18 protein-coding genes and 1 other annotated feature are annotated in these 19,466 nt (G+C 46.3%); of the genes, 2 read left to right on the top strand and 16 right to left on the bottom strand.

Going from position 1 to position 19,466, the window contains the following annotated elements:
* Positions 1–165: 165 nt before the first annotated feature.
* From rpsA to AC4G47_RS10765, 10 genes are all read right to left on the bottom strand, one after another.
* Positions 166–1,380, bottom strand: coding sequence for a 30S ribosomal protein S1 (rpsA, locus tag AC4G47_RS10810; RefSeq protein ID WP_062835205.1), 1,215 nt, complete (start codon positions 1,378–1,380; stop codon positions 166–168).
* A 141-nt stretch (positions 1,381–1,521) separates the two neighbouring features.
* Positions 1,522–2,109 (bottom strand): lysophospholipid acyltransferase family protein, encoded by a 588-nt coding sequence (locus AC4G47_RS10805; protein ID WP_491105983.1) that lies wholly within the window; start codon positions 2,107–2,109, stop codon positions 1,522–1,524.
* A complete protein-coding gene (gene cmk / locus AC4G47_RS10800; RefSeq protein ID WP_145322518.1) occupies positions 2,106–2,810 on the bottom strand; it encodes a (d)CMP kinase in 705 nt (234 codons plus the stop codon). The genes AC4G47_RS10805 and cmk overlap by 4 nt, the downstream gene beginning before the upstream one ends.
* Positions 2,811–2,913: 103 nt before the next feature.
* A complete protein-coding gene (locus AC4G47_RS10795; RefSeq protein ID WP_491105982.1) occupies positions 2,914–3,138 on the bottom strand; it encodes a hypothetical protein in 225 nt (74 codons plus the stop codon).
* 62 nt (positions 3,139–3,200) lie between these two features.
* On the bottom strand, positions 3,201–3,854 hold the full coding sequence (locus AC4G47_RS10790; protein WP_491105981.1) for a flagellar brake protein: 654 nt from the start codon (positions 3,852–3,854) through the stop codon (positions 3,201–3,203).
* A gap of 149 nt (positions 3,855–4,003) precedes the next feature.
* The gene (gene ypeB, locus AC4G47_RS10785; RefSeq protein WP_458123107.1) at positions 4,004–5,350 is read right to left on the bottom strand and encodes a germination protein YpeB; all 1,347 of its coding nucleotides are present in this window, start codon (positions 5,348–5,350) and stop codon (positions 4,004–4,006) included.
* A gap of 120 nt (positions 5,351–5,470) precedes the next feature.
* Positions 5,471–5,641 (bottom strand): hypothetical protein, encoded by a 171-nt coding sequence (locus AC4G47_RS10780; RefSeq protein WP_186327809.1) that lies wholly within the window; start codon positions 5,639–5,641, stop codon positions 5,471–5,473.
* 117 nt (positions 5,642–5,758) lie between these two features.
* Complete coding sequence (gene prsW / locus AC4G47_RS10775) at positions 5,759–6,454, bottom strand: glutamic-type intramembrane protease PrsW (RefSeq protein ID WP_017687676.1); 696 nt, start codon at positions 6,452–6,454, stop codon at positions 5,759–5,761.
* Between the two features lie 43 nt (positions 6,455–6,497).
* A complete protein-coding gene (locus AC4G47_RS10770; protein WP_145322528.1) occupies positions 6,498–7,112 on the bottom strand; it encodes a genetic competence negative regulator in 615 nt (204 codons plus the stop codon).
* 187 nt (positions 7,113–7,299) lie between these two features.
* Positions 7,300–7,653, bottom strand: a complete 354-nt coding sequence (locus AC4G47_RS10765; RefSeq protein WP_491105980.1) for a hypothetical protein — start codon at positions 7,651–7,653, stop codon at positions 7,300–7,302.
* A gap of 94 nt (positions 7,654–7,747) precedes the next feature.
* On the opposite strand from AC4G47_RS10765, the gene AC4G47_RS10760 reads away from it, so the two are divergent.
* Complete coding sequence (locus AC4G47_RS10760; RefSeq protein ID WP_491105979.1) at positions 7,748–8,644, top strand: polysaccharide deacetylase family protein; 897 nt, start codon at positions 7,748–7,750, stop codon at positions 8,642–8,644.
* Between the two features lie 45 nt (positions 8,645–8,689).
* Here the strand turns inward: AC4G47_RS10760 and AC4G47_RS10755 are convergent, their stop codons facing one another.
* Genes AC4G47_RS10755 through AC4G47_RS10745 form a run of 3 tightly spaced genes read right to left on the bottom strand, consistent with a single transcriptional unit; the run spans position 8,690 to position 10,559 of the window.
* Entirely contained in the window at positions 8,690–9,463 is a 774-nt protein-coding gene (locus tag AC4G47_RS10755; RefSeq protein WP_491105978.1) for a metallophosphoesterase, read from the bottom strand.
* Positions 9,464–9,516: 53 nt separating this feature from the next.
* Positions 9,517–9,969 (bottom strand): hypothetical protein, encoded by a 453-nt coding sequence (locus AC4G47_RS10750; RefSeq protein WP_491105977.1) that lies wholly within the window; start codon positions 9,967–9,969, stop codon positions 9,517–9,519.
* Positions 9,966–10,559, bottom strand: a complete 594-nt coding sequence (locus tag AC4G47_RS10745) for a CPBP family intramembrane glutamic endopeptidase (RefSeq protein WP_062835217.1) — start codon at positions 10,557–10,559, stop codon at positions 9,966–9,968. The genes AC4G47_RS10750 and AC4G47_RS10745 overlap by 4 nt, the downstream gene beginning before the upstream one ends.
* A gap of 335 nt (positions 10,560–10,894) precedes the next feature.
* Positions 10,895–11,125, top strand: a binding site (T-box leader).
* A 198-nt stretch (positions 11,126–11,323) separates the two neighbouring features.
* Between AC4G47_RS10745 and serA the strand changes: the two genes are divergently transcribed.
* Complete coding sequence (gene serA / locus AC4G47_RS10740) at positions 11,324–12,919, top strand: phosphoglycerate dehydrogenase (protein WP_458123113.1); 1,596 nt, start codon at positions 11,324–11,326, stop codon at positions 12,917–12,919.
* A gap of 71 nt (positions 12,920–12,990) precedes the next feature.
* On the opposite strand, the gene AC4G47_RS10735 is transcribed toward serA, so the two are convergent.
* From AC4G47_RS10735 to AC4G47_RS10725, 3 genes are all read right to left on the bottom strand, one after another.
* Positions 12,991–17,091: a BclA C-terminal domain-containing protein gene (locus AC4G47_RS10735; RefSeq protein WP_491105976.1), complete on the bottom strand. Its 4,101-nt coding sequence runs from the start codon at positions 17,089–17,091 to the stop codon at positions 12,991–12,993.
* A 197-nt stretch (positions 17,092–17,288) separates the two neighbouring features.
* Positions 17,289–18,686 (bottom strand): ATP-binding protein, encoded by a 1,398-nt coding sequence (locus AC4G47_RS10730; protein WP_491106681.1) that lies wholly within the window; start codon positions 18,684–18,686, stop codon positions 17,289–17,291.
* A gap of 55 nt (positions 18,687–18,741) precedes the next feature.
* Positions 18,742–19,458, bottom strand: coding sequence for a response regulator transcription factor (locus AC4G47_RS10725; protein ID WP_017687664.1), 717 nt, complete (start codon positions 19,456–19,458; stop codon positions 18,742–18,744).
* Positions 19,459–19,466: the final 8 nt, after the last annotated feature.

Below are 19,466 nucleotides of genomic sequence, written 5' to 3'. Positions count from 1 at the left end.
ATACTTACGATACTCATCATAGCAAAAAAGAAATGTCTTGGCTAACGTTTCATGCCAATACACTCGTAATAAAAACAATCGGCGAACCCGCCTAGGGCTCGCCGATCTTGCTTTTGTTATTCAGCAAAATATGCAGTATATAACTAAGAACCATGCATTGTTAACTTATTTGAATTTGCTGAGTTTGTCACCAAACAGTTCGCCAAGTGTAGTGCTCATACCTTGATTGTTCAAGGAAACGTTTGGATTGTTGATTTCTTCACGTGGAGCGTTGTTTCTTGCAGGTCTTTCTGATTTTTGTGGTTGAGCTGGAGCTTCTTCTGTTTCTTTGATGCTCAAGCTTACACGTTGCTCAGAAGGGTTCATGTCCAAGATTTTAACTTGAACTTCCTGTCCTTCTTTCAGCACTTCATGAGGAGTGCCGATGTGTTTGTGGGAGATTTGCGAAATATGCACAAGTCCCTCAACCCCAGGAGCGATTTCAACAAATGCACCGAAGTCTACCAGACGTTTTACAACACCTGTTACGATATCGCTGGAATTGAATTTTTCGCTTGCTGTTTCCCAAGGACCTGGTTGAACAGCTTTCATGCTCAGGCTGATTTTGCCTTTTTCAGGATCAACTTTCAGCACTTTCACACTAACTTTATCGCCTTCAGACAGAACGTCGGATGGTTTTTCAACGTGTGTCCAAGCCAGCTCGGATACGTGAACCAAACCGTCAACTCCGCCCACATCAACGAATGCCCCGAATTGAGTCAAACGTTGTACTGTACCTTCGATCACTTGACCTTCTTGCAAACCAGCCATTACTGTAGCTTTATTTGCTTCGAATTCTTGCTCCAGTACGTCTTTTTGGGAAAGGATCACTTTGTTGTTCTCACGGTCGATCTCTTTCACTTTAACACGCAGTGTGCGTCCTTTGTAGTCGCTGAAGTCTTCAACGAAATGGCGCTCAACCATGGAAGCCGGGATAAATCCACGTACGCCCACGTCTGCAACCAGACCGCCTTTAACAACATCACCTACAACAACTTCGAATACGTCTTGGTCTTCAAAATGCTTTTGCAATTGATCCCATGCGTTTTCGCTGTCGATTGCACGTTTGGACAGAACGAGTTTTTCTTTCTCGTCGTCGATGCTAAGAACTTTAGCTTCAACTTCTTGTCCAACTTCTACTGCATCAGACGCGCTGTCCACATGCAATGAAGACAGTTCACGAATTGGAATGACACCGTCATATTTATATCCAATGCTCACATAGGCTTGGTTATCTTCCAATTTGACGATGGTTCCTTTTACGGTATCTCCTTTTTTCAAGGAAACGAATTGATCCAACTCATCTTGGGTTGCTTCTTGATTTTTCATTTCTTCCGACATGTCAAATACCCTCCTCAATTCAAAAACCCCATTATATTCAAACCTGCCTGTAGCAGAGTTCAAAACACTTTCATCACTGAGTACTCAAGCTTAGTCTCCCTCAAAAATATGGAAACATGCACTCAGCTATCGACGAAGCCGTTACTTGCTCGGCACGCCCGTTTGGACCATTTCGTTAATCTTGGACATAATTTTCTCAGTCGCTTTCTCCAGAGCTTCTCCGGATGGGTCTTCCTTGAACTCGTCCAAACTTACCGGTGCTCCATATACAACTTTCATCTTACGAAAAACCTTGTAGTTACCGATAATAGCAGTAGGAATAACTGTAGCTCCACTACGGAGAGCAAAACTCGCTGCTCCTTTTTTGCCGATGCCTCCGTCATTCTGACGGCTTCCTGAAGGGAAGATTCCAAGCACTCCACCATCACGCAAAATATTGAGTGAGGTCTTGATGGATTCCTTGCTGACACCTCCACGTTTAACGGGGAAAGCGCCCACGGCTTTAATGATGCGGCCGAGTACCGGAATATCAAACAACTCGCTTTTGGCCATGAAACGCACCTGACGGCGAATTTTGATACCAACGGTTGGAGGATCGAAGTTACTGATATGATTGGAACATAAAAGTACGCCGCCATCTTTCGGAATATTCTCCCGTCCGACGGCCTCCAAGCGGAAAAGAATGGTGTAAATGATCCGCAGTAATGTGCTGCAAAATGTGTAAATCATAGACCGATCTCTCCTCTGACCATTGTGCAATAAGATACGATTTTGTCAACCACTTCATGGATGTTCATCTCAGTTGTATCAAGAACGATTGCATCCTCAGCACAACGAAGTGGGGAAATTTCCCGATTCTCATCCAATTTGTCACGGGTGGCAATGTCTCGCTCCAGTTGTTGCAACGTCAGTCCTTCAGAGGGGTCCAGTTCTTTGAAGCGGCGAAGCGCACGCTCTTCCACACTGGCAGTCATAAAGATTTTCACTTCCGCATCGGGCAATACTGTCGTTCCGATATCGCGTCCATCCATGACGACGCCCTTGCGCAAAGCCATTTGCCGCTGAGTATCCACTAATTGCGTACGCAGCCCCTCGATTTGCGCATATCGGGACACGATTCCCGTCACTTCACGGGAGCGGATTTCCGAGGTTACTTCTTCCCCATTACAGAACACTTTCTGTCCGTCGGGATCCGGTTGTAAATCAATGACCAGCTTTTGGGCTTCCTGAAGTACCTGTGTCACATCTTCCGGTGTAATTCCTTTCCGAAGCATATGCAAGGTTACCGCACGGTACATTGCGCCTGTATCGACGTATACATACGCGAGCGCTTCTGCAACCAATCGGGCCACCGTGCTTTTCCCGGCACCGGCAGGTCCGTCAATTGCAACGTTCATTTTCCCGTTCTCTGATGTGTTCTGGCTTGCCAACGGGGCATTCCTCCTCAAACGATAAACCTCAATAAAAAAACAGGCATTGCCTGCATCGTGAAAATTATACCACACTCTACACATGGATGCAAAAACAGACAAATCAATGATGTTCGTATTCATTCACCGTTTGCACACGAATTGGCGTTCCCTCCAGGCGATCAATGGTGGTCATATTTTTTTTAAAGCCAGGTACGAGCAGCAGCAATTGATACACGATAAGCAGGATTAGAAGGGTTGTGATCATAATCATCACCCTTCTTTCCATTCGCCTGGAGAAGACATAATAGAGGCGTTCATATCTGCGGGTTGCATGACGATGACTCATGACATATCCTCCGTTTTTTTCATTACGGTATCCACAGCGCCCTCCTTTTATGCCACAAATTCCTATTTTGTACGATAATCCAATTGACGTTCAAAACAGAACTTGATAATTTTCTGGCGTTCCGAGTCTGAGATCTGCACAAATTTCAGCATGCACAACATTCTGCCTGTTTCCAGTGTTTTGATCCGCACCACTTCAGCCTCAAAATTCACATGTTCAATTGTTGAATTACGATATGGAACAAGCAGCCAGCATTTCAATTTTTGTTCTTCAGCTATTGAAAATCCTGTTTCGCCATAGATGGACAATCCACCGCCACCGATATCTTCAGTCAAGCCTACGGCACGGGTCAGGTCTTCGCTTTGAATGGCCATTTCAAGGTTTGCATGAACACGAAGAAAGCTGCGGCGTTGTATTTTCGATATATCGTCTGGAAGAGGTTTACGGATACGGACAAGACGGACCACCTCTTCTTCAAATCCGGTAACATAGGTATTAAAATAATGCCGGACTCCATCTTCTGTAATATATGAAATGGACAATTCCTCGCCGAAAAAGAGCCTTTTCAGTTGGCTGCTTCCCTGTTGCATCGGGACCTCAATCAGAAAACCGTTGTCATCCATATCTGCAATGCGTGATTTGTACTCTTTGTTTTCCTCTTTTTCATCTGCGGAAGCAATATGGATGTATAGAACTTCATTTATTTTAGGAAACAATTGGTTCACCGCCACTTTATGTATTTATCTTCGTATGTACAAGGACTATTATACCATGACCTTTCTCACATTGAACTAGAAAAAAACAGACCACAATGTGGTCTGCCTTGTTTGTTTGAACACCTTAACATTCGTCTATCTAAAGCTGTTTATGAGGTTGCGTTGACTGGTTTGATCTCCTCAACGGCTTCTTCCATCCCCGTATTCGCATTAATGTATATCCGGTAACGGGAACCATTAATTCTCCCTCCAAATTCATAGCACAATACCTCTTTGCTGTAATCATTTTCAATCAGTGATTTACGAACATAATTCTCTTCGAACTCGGAATTAAGTTTTTGACGAGCCTGTTGCTCCGTAAGAGTTGCTTTCGGAACTTTGCGCTTGTCATTATGTTCGTAGACAAAGTCACTCGCCTGGAAACCGGTTACTTCCCCTGTATCCAATCCAACTCGAACTGACATTTTCTCGGGATAAATCAAGGTGTCCCCTTGCTTGCGCACATAAGTAAGGTTACCCAAATTACCATATTCATCGTAATTTACGGCCTTCATATCTTTGTAGCCTTTATTCGTTAGAAATTGATCTGCTTTTGCCATGGCATCCTGACGAGATACTTTTTTAGTTCCAACCGGACGTGTATCACTGTAAGAGATAAGCATCCCCCCATTACGGGTGAAATCCATCATCAGTTTACCATTGTTGCCATGATTGACTGTCGCAGTATACGATTCCCAGTCCGTTCCTTTACCGTTCTCTTGCACTTGGATTTTGCTTCTGTCTGCATCAGAGAATTTCGCAGCTTTGCTCTGAATCTGTTCTTTGGTCATCGGCAGACCATCCAGTTTCTTTACCGAGCGTTTGGCGTAGATATTCGATATAGAAGGTCCCCAATCAAGCTCCGGGTACTCCTGTACCTTTTTATTCACGGCACGGAATCCATCTACAATCGAGTTATCCATTGTTTGTTCTTCCGTTGCCATAACAGTCTCTGCATCCATCCAGCGCAAACGGTCCGTAAGGACTTTCTGCTGCACATCCTGCAAATTCTTGGTAATCTCCGATGAATTCTGATACAGCTTTTTCAGGTTCCCCATTTCCTTCTCACTTAACGGTTCGTTAGTCAAATCACGCATTGACGCCCGATAGGCAAAGTTCGAAATCCGCGAGAGAAACTCCTCTGTCTCGTTAAATGGCAACATGGTGAGTGGCAGTTGGTTGATCTCATTTTGCGCTTCACTGGTGAGTCGCCATACATTCATCAGACCTTTACGATGCATCCCCTGTGACGTGGAGTGAACCGCCAAGGTGTTGCCAATCTCGGAATGCAATTTATCCATATGAAAAGATAAATCGTGAAAGGCACGTTGGTATTGATTCTCTGCCTTGATCAGTATTGCATTCTTTTCCTGATTCTCCTGATAGCCCCACACGAGTGCACCGGCCAACAGTACCGCAAATATCGGAAACATGACTGAACTTAAACGTTTATACATCCGTAGAGTCTCCTTTCTTCTAAACCACTACCTCTATTGTGGATCGAAGAAAGATCTCTTATGCATGCGATTTCCAGTCCTTACACAAGCAGGCTGCTAATGTAGCGTTGTAGATTTCCTTTAATTCAGCTGAAGCCCAGTAGCCATGCCTTCTTCTTCGATTTCGAATTGATCCCTGTTATCACAGAGACACTGCTTGAATCCCGTCTCGATCCGCCCACGTTCTTTCTTGCCTCGCAATGTAAAACGTTCACCGCATTGTTTGCATCTGATTTTAATTTTAATTCTCATCACAGTCGATCCCCGTTTCTGTTGGTCATTCCCCGGGAGTTTATCCGAAAAAAAATAAAAACACACCGGGGCAGCAGGCGCAATATGCGCTTTATGTCCACCAGTGTGTCCGTATTTTTATAATTTAACCTCTTCCTCCCGCTTCACAAAACGAAACGGAGAACGGTTATTGGCTCGTGTGATTTTACCCATTGCCCCATACCACAAGCCCGCCATTAGTGGCGCTATAAACCATAACCAATGATTCACCATGGTGTTCATGATGACGTCGTACAGTGCATGCCAGAAAAAAGGTAACACGAGTGAAAGAACCAGGTACCACCGCTTTTTCTTGCCTCCGATAAACTTGGCCTTGCCCATGTAATAACCCATAATCACCGCAAACATTGCATGCCCTGAAACAGGGAGCAGTGCTCGAAGAAACATGGCTGAGACGGATGCATTCCCCGCAAAGGCATACAACACATTCTCTACTGTGGCAAACCCAAGTGAAACAGCGACTGCATATAAGATTCCATCATATGGCTCATCAAATTCGGTGTGATTATAGATGATATGATAAAGCACGAACCATTTAACAAACTCTTCCACGCCACCCGAGATCATAATAGCCTCAAGATAAGGATTATCCCCGAGCCACATCATCATGCCACGCTGAATAATCATCACAGGCAGTACCATCAGAATCCCCATGAGGAAAACCCGCAATACCATATGAAGTGGCTCATAATCATAACGGTCTTTCAGGTAAAAGTATGTTAACAAGGCGAGACCCGGGGCAACTGCTGCCGCTAAGACCGAAAACAAAAGCACCGAAATTCCCTCCTCTGACTAAAGACGCGATTACAACTAGAGATTAATCCTGACGTTTGAAGTGGGTGCAGATAACCTCAATCGCTTGTGCAGGAATAACAACTTTACCGTACTCTTCCATAACTGCCGGAGTAACTGAAGAACCTTCACCAAATTCAGCAAGCAAGGCAATCAATGCCGCATGTTTGGTGGAATCCACCTCATCTGGTTCCAAATGCAAGAACCACTTGTCTTTATACGAATAAAGTCTCCCAGCATCCGTAACATGCTGACGCAACATATGTGCAGCTTCAATGAGCACTTCAAAGTCCTTGAACGCATAAACGATGGAATCGCTTTGCTCGAGTGTAACTTCCATTTCATATACTTCTTCAGGAAGATCATCTTCATGACCTGAACCATATTGTTGCGGATCATATTTTCCACGTGTGACAATGACAACCATCCCTTGAGCGGGAAGTGCGAATACTTCGACAGCAAGTGGACCTGTGGCATCAAATCCAAGTTCGGAATAGGCCTGATCCATCATTTCAGTGAACAGTTCATGAACCTTAGGTATTTCCTGCCACATATCTTCTTTTTGTATTCCGCGCTCGCTCAGATCGTCAAAGGTCAGGAAAATCCGTATCTTATCGTGACTTAGTCGTTCTATTTTCATACAGGATCTCCCCTTTATAAGCAAGTCTTATAACAGATTATGAAGCACAAAACAATATGTGCTGAAAATAAATCTATGTAGTTATGTTATCATTTTATACCTCTAAATGCACGAAGTAAAATCGACAAAAAAAGAATCATTCCACAGCAGATCCAGACTGTGGATGATTCTAATTGGTGGTTTTGGTTTATAAACCCGGTACTGTTGTGTTTGTTTGATTTAAAATCTGCTCAACTTCATGCTTCACATCCGGATTAGTGCGAATAAAATCCTTGAGCATGCTCATATTCGCTTCTTTTTCCTGCGGAGTGATTGTACTTGCCTTTTTTACTGCTGGGGTTTTATGAGATTCGCCATGTTGATTTTGCTTGCTGGTGAACCCATCCATACCCGGGAAAGTCATCTCCATCATCTTATGTTTTGCCTGATCCATCATATTTCGTGATGAACCCGAAGACAGCATGGGCAACTTGCCTTTGGTCAACCAAGAACTGGCTGCAACGCCAATTGCAATTCCCCAAAAAAAGGATGACGCCTTCATTACACCAACCTCCTTTAAGTGTTAAAATCACATGTAGTGTTTGCGGGAGCGAGCGATCTCATTCCGTATAAATACAGGAAAGCGAGTTGAAATCATGTTCAGACATACCGCCGCTTTGATTATTGCTGCAAGTTTACTGCTTTCAGCCTGTGGGACGGTGGAAGAAAAAGCATCAAAAAATTCCACACCAGCGGGCGAACCCACGACCACGATTCAAGAAGAACAAAGTGGTCCCAACTTAAGTGAAACAAGAGAGTCTGAAACTGCTGAAACCGAGCCTTCAACGGACGAGTCAACTGTAACAGAAGAAGAATCTGTACCTTCCGAGCAAGCTCCAGCAGAAGAAAAAGTGGAACAGACGTATCATATGAATTCAAATTATTATATTAAACCGAATGATGACACAAGCCCAAACAAAGTGGTTTTGTTAACTTTTGATGATGGACCCAAAGAAGAAAAGATGATTAATTCACTAATCGACACTTTAGATAAACACGACGCCAAAGCGATATTTTTCGTCAATGGAACTCGGGTAAAAAGTCATCCTGAATTGCTCAAGCTCATCCATGAACGAGGTCAGATTGTAGGCAATCATGCTTGGGATCATGAAGATCTCAAAAAAATGTCCAGCGCTGAAGCAGCCAAGCAGGTTACGGATGTCCAAAAAATTGTGAAGGATACCATTGGTGAGGAACCGCAGTTTTTCCGTCCCCCTTTTGGATCGGGTAATGATCCACTGAAGGCTGCTGTGAAGAAAAATGGCATGTTATATATGACATGGTCTAATGGTTCCCTCGATTGGGATAAAAGCACCAAAGACAAACCGGAGAAAGTCATTCAAAATGTACTGGAACAGTTAAATCCAGGAAGTAATATTTTGATGCATGAATTGCCATGGACGGTTGAAGCATTGGATGAGTTGTTGACCAAGCTCGAACAAAAAGGCTATTCTTTTGTAGATCCGCGTGCGATCGAACTGGAAGCTCGTTAAATCGATATTTCTCGCCTCAAAATGAAACAGCCTTGATCCAATGGATCAAGGCTGTTTCTCTGTGAGTGCTTTTTCCGTGGGCACTCTTAATGTGATGAGATGCATCTCTGCAGGACACCCTAGTCGAAGGGGGAGATGATTCGTACCATATCCTCTGCTGACAAGCATTTTACCTTCTTGATGAACGTCCTCTGAATTGCGCTTCAGGGAGTACCATCCATTCGATATGGGACGATACGCCTTGCTCAGAAACACAGGGCCGAAAAATGGTAACACCAATTGTCCGCCATGTGTATGGCCACTCAAGATAAGATCTGCATTCTGCTCCAATCGAAGGGCTTGCAAAGGATCATGAACGATTGCAATTTTACAATACTTATCATCGATTTGCTCCAGCAATATATCTCCCTGTTTGGAACGATAGTCTACACCGATCAGTCCCAATCTTTCGTTGCCCCTTCGCAGATAAACCGCGTTATCCTGAAGGAGCTGAACACCCGATTCCCAAAGGATTCGGGCAAGTTGAGCTGTATCGGCTCTCTTGTCATGATTGCCATACACCGTAAAAGAGGGAGCAATGTTTGATAAGAGTTTCATATTATGTCTAACAACAGACCAGGAGATTCCTTTTTCTGCAACGTCCCCACCGATCAGTACCCAGTCGACCTTCTTTTCAAGGTTTTCAAAATCCTTCACCTTCAGCTTGCGCTTGTGAGTGTCGGATAGATACAGAATCACAGTCCCATCAAAGGTTGTTGGCAGATGAGGTACTTCAACCTCTTCTTCGATCATTTGATGAATATGGGCTTCACGCCACATATGAAGGAGTAATAAACCTCCTATCAGTATGAGTGAACCTGCGAATAATAGCATTACCACGGCAAAGGTAGAAAGGTATTCAGAGGAGGCGCTCCTTCAACCCCCCACCAGACCAGGCTAATCGTTAGCATGACAAAAATAAAAATGAGTGAATTTACAAACCTCTTGCTTAATTTCAACCTTCTAGAAGGATGTAACTCTGTTCGTGTTGGAAGCGAGCCTGCTTCGGGAATCGATTCTTCAGTTGATTTTGGTGTTTTTTTGGAACGTGCCGGGGCCCTCTGAGGAAGTACTGGACTTTCCAGCGTTTCTTTATAAGGCTTGCGCTGTGATCTAGGTATGGAAACGGAAGTTATTGGTGTAATTCCCCCAACCTCTGCAGCGGCTGCCGTCTCGGCAACCAAGCTGACTTGAGAAGCTACCTGACGCTCGGATGTCTCTTTTTTATCCGATTGACGATTGCGCTGACTGCCATATGTCTTCATTCTACTTAATGGCTGATTCATGATCCCCTCCGAAAACGTATCGCTAATCCGGACACCAAATCAATAATAAAGTGACACAATATAGGCGCCCATAACGTGCCGGATTGCATGTAAATCCAACCTAATCCATAACTTGAGACAAACACCCACCCTGTTGGAATCCAGTGACGCAAATAACGAATGTGGATAACTGCAAATAAAATACTCGTCCAATATGGACCGATAGCATGTTGAATGGCTCCGCGGAATAATAATTCCTCACACACCGCAACAATGGCTGCTATACATACAATGTGCCAGATTGGACGCCCACGAAACAGCATCTCGTTAATTCCACCGTCATCCATGCTTTCCTGAGGTATAACATACGACAGTACCAAGTCCATAACAAGCATGACACCAGCAAGACCGAGACCCCACCATATGAATTGGTAATTGTCAGGCCATGCGAGTACATCTAACAAGTTTCTTTTTTGCAATAAGATCCATACAACTCCGATTATCAGTGTCAGACCTTGTGTAAAGTATAGATTGATTAAAAGCAATCGCTCGGTAAGCTGCTGTGGCTCAGCCTTCTGAATCTTGAACTTGGGAAACTTGAATTTTTTCATCGGATGCGTCTGTCCTCTTGAGTTAAATTTGATGGATAACCGTTACGTTGTCCAATCGGATAGTATACTAAATGATAGCCAAAAAACCAAATAGGTTCAAGGCCTGCCCGAAGTCCCGGTTTTAGGTCAATGCCATTACTTCATTAAAGCAGTAAAATCCGGTTCGTCAAACAGCATATATTCCATCTCGTTGTGGTATGTATAGTAACTATTATATAGCTTATGATGACTTTGTTTACGATTGAATGAAAAGACATCTGCAATGTAATTTAAAACATTTAAGCCTATTGACATGCTCATGTCAGCCATGATACATTATGAAAAAATTAGTCACGTTAAACACGATGATGGAAAAAAGACGTTGCTTCGTCTTACAGAGAGCCGATGGTAGGTGTGAATCGGTGGCAGGCAGATGATCTTGAGCGCTCCTGAGTTATTGCATTGAAATTGGAGTAGGTGCAATCGGTTTAGACCCGTTATCCTCTTCGGTCTTCATTGACCGCTAAGACTGTCGTTGCGAAACGGCGGTGAATTAGGGTGGTACCACGACAACTCTCGTCCCTTATTGCGCAAGCAGTATGTGGATTGAGAGTTTTTTGATTTATTTTAAAGGATATCTGTGGAATCACTCTATTTGCTTCACCTTCCCCCTCTGTTGCGACACCGCGTTGTTGGGCGGAAGAATCACCCTGGTTTTAAGGAATACCTCTTGCTGAGGTCAGACCTTGACGATATAGATACACATACCTAAGGAGGAAGAAACCATGTACAAAGTGTTAGTGTCGGACCCAATCAGTGATCTGGGGATCCAGCAACTGGTGGATGCAAATGATGTTGTTGTTGAGAAGAAAACCGGTCTTAGTGAAGATGAACTTGTTGCCATTATTGGTGATTATGATGCCCTCTTGGTTCGTAGTCAGACTCGTGTTACAGATCGTATTATGACGGCTGGTACCAACCTTAAGGTGATCGGACGTGCAGGGGTAGGTGTAGACAACATTGATCTGGAAGCTGCTACACAGCGCGGTATTATTGTTATTAACGCACCTGATGGCAACACCATCACAACCTGTGAGCACACGTTTGCCATGATGATGGCACTGGCACGACACATTCCTCAGGCATATGCCAAAACCATTCAAGGTACGTGGGATCGTAAAACCTTCCTGGGTGTGGAATTAAGAAACAAAACGCTGGGTGTACTGGGCATGGGACGGATCGGTAGTGAAGTTGCCAAGCGCGCCAAAGCATTCGGAATGGATATTCTTGCTTACGACCCTTTCCTCACGGAAGAGCGTGCCGAGAAGCTGCAGGTGAAATTGGCAAGTGTGGATGATATCATTCGCAATGCGGACTTCATGACCGTTCACACGCCATTAACACCGGAAACACGGCACATGATTTCGCGGCCACAATTCGAAGTTATGAAAAAAGGCATGCGTATCATCAACTGTGCTCGTGGTGGTGTAGTTGACGAGATGGCACTTGTGGAAGCAATTGACGAAGGAATTGTTGCCGGAGCCGCATTTGATGTATTCGAAAGTGAACCACCTGCTCCAGACCACCCGTTTCTGAATCATCCTAGCATAATTGTCACGCCTCACCTTGGTGCATCCACTGTTGAAGCACAAGAAAATGTAGCTATTGACGTATCGGAACAAGTTCTTCATATCCTGCGTAACGAACCATTCAAGAACGCAGTTAACATGCCAGCGGTTGCACCTACCGTTATGAATAAACTACAGCCTTATTTCAAACTCGGTGAAACACTGGGTAGTTTTGCAGCACAGATTACACAAAATGCAGTTCAGGAGATTCGGATCGACTATGCTGGTGACCTTTCTGAAGTAGATACGTCTCCTCTCACTCGTTACATTGTGAAGGGTATTCTCGCCAGACATTTGGGTGGAGAAGCCAACATCGTCAACTCCATGCATTTGGCCAAAATCCGTGATCTGAATGTGGTTGTAAGCCAAACCTCCGCAACCAAAGGATTCACTAACCTGATTACCGTAACATTGGTTACGAATCAGGATGCTGAGGAACGCCGCGTAGCGGGGACATTGCTTGCAGGTTATGGAGAACGTATTGTTCGTCTGGACAAATTCCCGGTAGATATCGCTCCGGAAAGTCATCAAATTTTGATCTCCCATAACGATAAACCAGGTATTATCGGACGTGTAGGAACCCTGCTTGGACAGAATGATGTCAACATCGCATCCATGCAAGTGGGACGGAAAATCATTGGTGGTGCCGCGATCATGATCCTGACCGTGGATAAAGCAGTTCCCAAAGATGTTCTTGTTCAGCTTGCTGCACTTCCGGAAATTAATACAGCTGTTGAAATCGTGCTGGAATAGTTACTTATCATTCAGTAAAAATCAAAAGAGACGAACCCCAAAGGCAAAGGGTCCGTCTCTTTTTTTCGTAATTAGCTTAAGCGGATAATGTTGAGTGTCGCACCTGGTGGGGATAGAACAGCTGTTGCTACTAGGCCGAACAATTGAAGCTGAATGGTCGAACCCGCTGTGACCGTGATAATAAAATCGGTTGCCAGTTGGCTTAGAGAGAGCACTGGTGAGATCACACTCGCTGGAACCACTGCTCCATTTAGCAATATCCGTGATTGTACGGCGAGTGCTGCTGTCAGATTAAGTTTGTAGCTAATATAATACCTGCCTGCTGTAGCCAAAGTGAAGGTATTATTCGCTCCATTTACCGTAATACCTGTTCCAATGTTCTGGTTTGCAGGAAGAGCAACGGCTGTTCCGCCCAGAATAACAAGAATGGTGCCATTCGTATTCTCTGCGTAGGATGAAGCTGCAGTGACCGAGGTTCCTGTCACGCCCGTTGCTCCTGTAATGCCCGTGGCCCCTGTTTCTCCACTTGCACCCGTAGCTCCGGTGGCTCCTGTAATACCAGTCGCACCGGTCAACCCTGCAAGACCAGTCGCTCCCGTTTCACCAGTTGTACCTGTTAATCCTGTACTTCCGGTTACGCTGACGCCTGTGGCTCCTGTAACGCCGGTTACTCCAGTCAGTCCCGTTACACCCGTCGCTCCTGTTTCACCAGTCAGTCCCGTTACACCTGTCGCTCCTGTTTCTCCAGTTGTACCTGTTAATCCCGTACTTCCGGTTACACTAACTCCCGTAGCTCCTGTAATCCCTGTCGCTCCCGTTTCACCAGTTGTACCTGTTAATCCTGTACTTCCGGTTACGCCGACTCCCGTAGCTCCCGTTACTCCAGTTGCCCCAGTCAAGCCCGTTATACCTGTCGATCCTGTTTCACCAGTTACACCAGTTGATCCCGTACTTCCGGTTACACTTAAACCAGTAGCTCCCGTTTCACCTGTCGCACCTGTCAATCCTGTAAGACCAGTCGCTCCTGACTCACCAGTTACACCAGTTGATCCCGTAATTCCGGTTACGCCGACTCCCGTGACTCCAGTAACCCCAGTCGCACCTGTCAAGCCAGCGAGACCAGTCGCTCCTGTTTCACCAGTGCTTCCTGTCACTCCAACTCCAGTTGCACCCGTAACACCCGTTGCTCCCGCACCTGCAATCAATGTGTAATCTGGCGATGTGCCGGGCGTTCCCGTCGGTGATGCTACATTGGCAATATACGTACTGCCGTTAAATGTAACAACCTGACCTGCTGGATACGTCGGAGCTACTGCTGGATCGAATGGTACAATTCCTGTCAGACCTGCACCTGTTACCCCCGTGGCTCCTGTTATGCCTGAAGCCCCTGTAACCCCAGTTTCTCCCGTTACTCCGACGCCAGTCGCACCCGTAACACCGGTGGCTCCTGCACCGGCAAGCAGCGTATAATCTGGTGATGTGCCTGGTGTTCCCGTTGGCGATGCCACATTGACGATATACGTACTACCATTAAACGTAACGACCTGACCCGCTGGATACGTTGGAGCTACGGCTGGGTCAAATGGCACGATACCACTCAAACCTACACCTGTAGTTCCTGTTACGCCAGATGCACCTGTTACACCTGTACTTCCTGTCACTCCAACGCCCGTCGCACCCGTAACACCCGTTGCTCCCGCACCAGCAATCAACGTGTAATCCGGGGAAGTTCCAGGCGTTCCAGTAGGTGATGCTACATTGGCAATATACGTACTACCGTTGAGCGTTACGACTTGACCCGCTGGATACGTTGGGGCTACTGCTGGGTCAAACAGGACAACTCCACTTAAACCTACGCCTGTCACCCCTGTTACGCCTGATGCCCCAGTGGCTCCCGTAGGCCCAGCTCCTGCAAGCAGTGTATAATCTGGCGACGTGCCTGGTGTACCTGTTGGAGATGCCACATTGGTAATATACGTACTACCATTAAAGGTAACGACTTGACCCGCTGGATACGTCGGGGCTACTGCGGGGTCAAATGGTACAATTCCACTCAATCCTACGCCTGTCGCGCCTGTTACACCTGTTACACCTGTACTTCCTGTCACTCCAACTCCGGTTGCCCCAGTAACGCCCGTTGCTCCCACGCCCGCAAGCAATGTGTAATCCGGCGATATGCCCGGTGTTCCCGTTGGCGATGCTACATTGGCAATATACGTACTGCCATTAAACGTTACGACTTGACCCGCTGGATACGTCGGAGCTACTGCGGGGTCAAATGGCACAATTCCACTCAATCCTACGCCTGTCGCTCCTGTTACGCCAGATACACCTGTAACACCTGTAACACCTGTACTTCCTGTTACTCCAACTCCGGTTGCCCCTGTGACTCCCGTGGCTCCTACACCAGCAAGTAATGTATAATCCGGCGATGTGCCCGGCGTTCCCGTTGGCGATGCTATATTCGCAATATACGTACTGCCGTTAAACGTTACGACCTGACCCGCTGGATACGTCGGGGCTACTGCGGGGTCAAATGGTACAATTCCACTCAAACCTACGCCTGTCGCTCCCGTTACACCTGATGCCCCAGTGGGCCCTGTAGGTCCTGCACCTGCAAGCAGAGTAAAGTCTGGCGAAGTACCCGGAGTACCAGTGGGAGAAGCCACATTGGTAATGTACGTACTGCCATTATAGGTAACAACCTGACCAGCCGGATACGTCGGAGCTACTGCCGGGTCAAATGGGACTGCACCATTTAGGCCGATGCCCGTGGCTCCAGTCGCACCTGTGACTCCCGACCCTGCTAACAAAGTAAAATCTGGTGAACTTCCTGGCGTACCTGTTGGTGATGCTACATTTGTAATGTAGGTACTGCCTCCAAACGTGACGATCTGTCCAGCGGGATATGTTGGTGCCAATGCTGGATCGAATGGGACGATGCCACTTAAACCCACACCTGTGGCTCCGGTCGCTCCAGTCGTTCCTGCGCCCGTCGCTCCTGCAGCCGCAAGCAGCGTGTAATCTGGTGAACTTCCGGGCACTCCTCCAGGACCTGCAACATTTGTAATATAAGTACTACCGTTATAGGTGACAACCTGACCCGCTGGATATGTCGGGGACTGGGCTGGATCAAAAGAGGTTATCCCCGTTAAACCTACCCCGGTTGCTCCTGTAGCCCCTGCAGCAGCAATTAATGTATAATCCGAAGAAGTTCCCGGTGTTCCTATTGGACCAGCTACACTTGTAATGTAAGTGCTACCGTTATACGTAATTACTTGACCTGCGGGATAACCCGGCGCGAGCGCTGGATCAAATGCTAAGGCTCCAGTCAAACCAGCTCCGGTTGCCCCCGTTGCTCCAGTCGTTCCACCAGCCAATAGAAGAGTATAATCTGGTGAACTTCCGGGCGTGCCTATAGGGCCATTTACATTAACAACATAAAGACTTCCGTTAAAACTGACGACCTGCCCTTGTGCATACGTCGGTCCAAGCGTGGGGTCAAACGCCGTAATATTGTTCAAGCCAGCACCAGGTGCTCCTGCTGGACCTGGTGCACCTTGAGGACCAACCGGTCCCACGGGTCCAATTGCTCCTGCAGATCCCGCAGGCCCTTTCACCCCGGGCACGCCTGGTACACCGGGTGCTCCCGGAACCCCTGGTACCCCTGGAACTCCCGGTGGTCCAGCCGGTCCGGTAATCCCTCCAGTTCCGAATGTCGTCGTGGCCCGACTTAAGGATACGGATATGGAACGAATTAATCCCACAAGGTTATCTTTTGCTGCAGGCGGAACTTCCAGAAGCAACGTTACACTCAATAAGTCATCCAGTAAGTTCTGCAAGTTTCCTGCGAGATTAATTAGAGGGGCAGGCACAATCTCTGAGCCCGCAATCGTCAATTCTAATACGGCTTGCAACTCCGCTTTTACACCCGCACGAAATCCAGAATTATTTACAAAAGTAAGCAACTGACGCAACCCGTTTTGTAATGCTAGTATATTGGCTGAAGTTGGCTGACTGATCACAGCAGGAACAGTCACAGCCAGAGAATCAAGAATAGAGTCGAACTGCTCCAGTTCACTTGATGTTATTGGGATGAACGGAGAGCCTGCTCTGAAAGACCTGCCTTCCAGAAATGCTTTAATATTGACCCTTTTTCGATCATCGGACATGCTTAACTCAATCCTCCTCTAATCTGCTTGTTTTTCAAGCTTATGTAACATAGGAGGGGAAATTATCTTGGACACTCTTTTTAGTCAAAATAAAAACGATGATTCATGTTCCACGTTGAACAAGATTAAACGGTACTCTTCAACAAAAAAACACCCTCCACAAGAGGGTGTTTTCGCAATTTTTGTATGATATCAGGCTATTTCGATGAATCTACGGGAAATTGTAAAATAAACTCCGTACCTTCGCCTAATACACTATTCACATTAATGATGCCTTGGTGGGCATCTATAATATTTTTCACAATGGCTAAACCGAGTCCTGTGCCTCCACTTTCCCCCCGAACACGCGCCTTGTCTGCTTTGTAGAATCGTTCGAAAATAAAAGGCAAGTCGGATGAAGGAATCCCTACACCCTGATCTTTTACAGATACTCTGACAAACGGAGCACGAAGATGTGTGACCAGCTCAGCAGAGATCATTACATCTTTGCCAGAAGGCGTATGCCTGAACGCATTGTCCAGCAAATTCGTGAATACTTGCTCCAGTCGATCCTCATCTGCCTGTTGAAGTTCAATGGTTGGCTGTTTGCATTCAAACTGCAGTCGGATTCCCTGTTCTTTTGAACGCACCGAGAACTTCCGATACATACGTTCCAACAGTTCTCCGAGGTCAACCTTCTTCATCACCATGTCCGTATGTCCAGCTTCCATTCGGGCAAGATCAAGCAAGTCTTTGACCAGTCTTCCCATCCGCAATGACTCATCATGAATGACCTGAATGAGTTCTTCATTCTCCTCGGGTGAGGTTGCCATGCCGTCCAGAAGCGCTTCGCTGTAGCCTTGCATCATGGATAATGGGGTACGTATCTCATGAGATACATTAGCCACGAAATCACGCCGCATCTTCTCCAGCCGCACTTCTTCTGTTACGTCTCTCAAGACAGCCACAGCACCTCTGACAACACTGTCAGCGTACAAAGGCGCCATCTGAACAGACCAGACACCTTGCTGTACATGAACGTTGGAGTTCTGATCCCCACCTTGCTCCATCACCGTTCTGAACAAAGGAAGGAGGGGCTCCGGTACACCCCGTGAAGACTTGTAGGACTGCTCGGAATCTAGTCCTTCATCCATCTGTGCCCAATCCAGGTCATACCAGGCCTGCATAATCTTCTCACCTGGCGGATTGGTCAGGATAACTTTGCCTTCACCATCAAAAGTAACAACCGCATCGGTCATGCTTCGAAGCACACTCGCCAAATGCTCTTTCTCATGGTTAAGGTTTCGAATATTATCTTCAAGTTGTGCGGCCATATGATTAAACGTATTGGCAAGCTCACCAATCTCATCACTTGTCACCAGGGAGAGGCGCGTTCCATAATTCCCTTTGCGAATCGCATTGGCTGCTTGAATCAACTGCTGCATGGGCTGCGTAATTTTGGTGAACAGAAACAATGCAAAGAACGTGGTTAAACTGAACCCAATAATACAGATGTAGGTGAACAGCCGCTTAATATCTCTGGATTCGGATTCTGCAAAGTTCGTATCAATGTAGGGCAGCAAAAAAAGACCCAGCGCTATAAGTACACAACCCACAAGGCAGATTATAGTGATCCATAACTTCCCGACCAGCGATCTCCAGAAATTAAAACTACTTCGGTACTTCCAGTTTATAACCCACACCCCACACCGTCGTAATCATGGCCGCCGATTCAGGCGATACCTTGTTAAGTTTCTCGCGAAGACGCTTCACATGCGTGTCCACGGTACGAAGATCGCCAAAGAATTCGTAGTTCCATACGTCTTTGAGCAATTCTTCTCTGGAGAAAACTTTGTCTGGAGATGTTGCCAGATAGTGCAGCAATTCATATTCTTTGGGCGTAAGACTAATCTCTTCGCCACCAGCCGTTACCCGGTGTGCATCATGCTCAATAACCAGATGCGGGAACACAATGTTGTTACTCGAATTGCTCTCCTTGGAGAGATAAGCTGTAGCGGAAGATCGACGCAAAATCGCTTTTACGCGATAAATCACTTCACGCGGGCTGAATGGTTTAACAACATAATCATCTGCGCCAACTTCGAAGCCCTGAACCCGGTTAATCTCTTCACCTTTTGCAGTAAGCATCAAAACCGGCGTTGATTTGACCTGACGAAGGCGGGTACACACTTCAACTCCATCCATACCCGGTAACATAACATCAAGCAAAATCAGCCCGTAGTCCCCTGCTGTTGCTTTACGCAGCGCAGTTTCCCCATCTTCTGCCTCATCAATTTCATAACCTTCTTTTTCAAGATACATTTTTAAAAGTCTGCGGATTCTCTCTTCGTCATCCACGACCAGTATACGATTCTCATGTTCAGCCATGCCTCTCC

The organism is Paenibacillus sp. Negev47 (genome assembly GCF_058313655.1).
This window is presented reverse-complemented; position numbering and strand designations above follow the sequence as displayed.

What these genes read in the sequence shown, in the direction of transcription:
- AC4G47_RS10725 (WP_017687664.1), bottom strand. Translation starts at nt 19,458, where the DNA reads ATGGCTGAACATGAGAATCGTATACTGGTCGTGGATGACGAAGAGAGA.
- AC4G47_RS10760 (WP_491105979.1), top strand. Translation starts at nt 7,748, where the DNA reads ATGTTCAGACATACCGCCGCTTTGATTATTGCTGCAAGTTTACTGCTT.
- AC4G47_RS10770 (WP_145322528.1), bottom strand. Translation starts at nt 7,112, where the DNA reads ATGAAAATAGAACGACTAAGTCACGATAAGATACGGATTTTCCTGACC.
- AC4G47_RS10795 (WP_491105982.1), bottom strand. Translation starts at nt 3,138, where the DNA reads ATGAGTCATCGTCATGCAACCCGCAGATATGAACGCCTCTATTATGTC.
- AC4G47_RS10750 (WP_491105977.1), bottom strand. Translation starts at nt 9,969, where the DNA reads ATGAATCAGCCATTAAGTAGAATGAAGACATATGGCAGTCAGCGCAAT.
- AC4G47_RS10755 (WP_491105978.1), bottom strand. Translation starts at nt 9,463, where the DNA reads ATGTGGCGTGAAGCCCATATTCATCAAATGATCGAAGAAGAGGTTGAA.
- AC4G47_RS10745 (WP_062835217.1), bottom strand. Translation starts at nt 10,559, where the DNA reads ATGAAAAAATTCAAGTTTCCCAAGTTCAAGATTCAGAAGGCTGAGCCA.
- AC4G47_RS10765 (WP_491105980.1), bottom strand. Translation starts at nt 7,653, where the DNA reads ATGAAGGCGTCATCCTTTTTTTGGGGAATTGCAATTGGCGTTGCAGCC.
- serA (WP_458123113.1), top strand. Translation starts at nt 11,324, where the DNA reads ATGTACAAAGTGTTAGTGTCGGACCCAATCAGTGATCTGGGGATCCAG.
- AC4G47_RS10780 (WP_186327809.1), bottom strand. Translation starts at nt 5,641, where the DNA reads ATGAGAATTAAAATTAAAATCAGATGCAAACAATGCGGTGAACGTTTT.
- ypeB (WP_458123107.1), bottom strand. Translation starts at nt 5,350, where the DNA reads ATGTATAAACGTTTAAGTTCAGTCATGTTTCCGATATTTGCGGTACTG.
- AC4G47_RS10805 (WP_491105983.1), bottom strand. Translation starts at nt 2,109, where the DNA reads ATGATTTACACATTTTGCAGCACATTACTGCGGATCATTTACACCATT.
- rpsA (WP_062835205.1), bottom strand. Translation starts at nt 1,380, where the DNA reads ATGTCGGAAGAAATGAAAAATCAAGAAGCAACCCAAGATGAGTTGGAT.
- AC4G47_RS10735 (WP_491105976.1), bottom strand. Translation starts at nt 17,091, where the DNA reads ATGTCCGATGATCGAAAAAGGGTCAATATTAAAGCATTTCTGGAAGGC.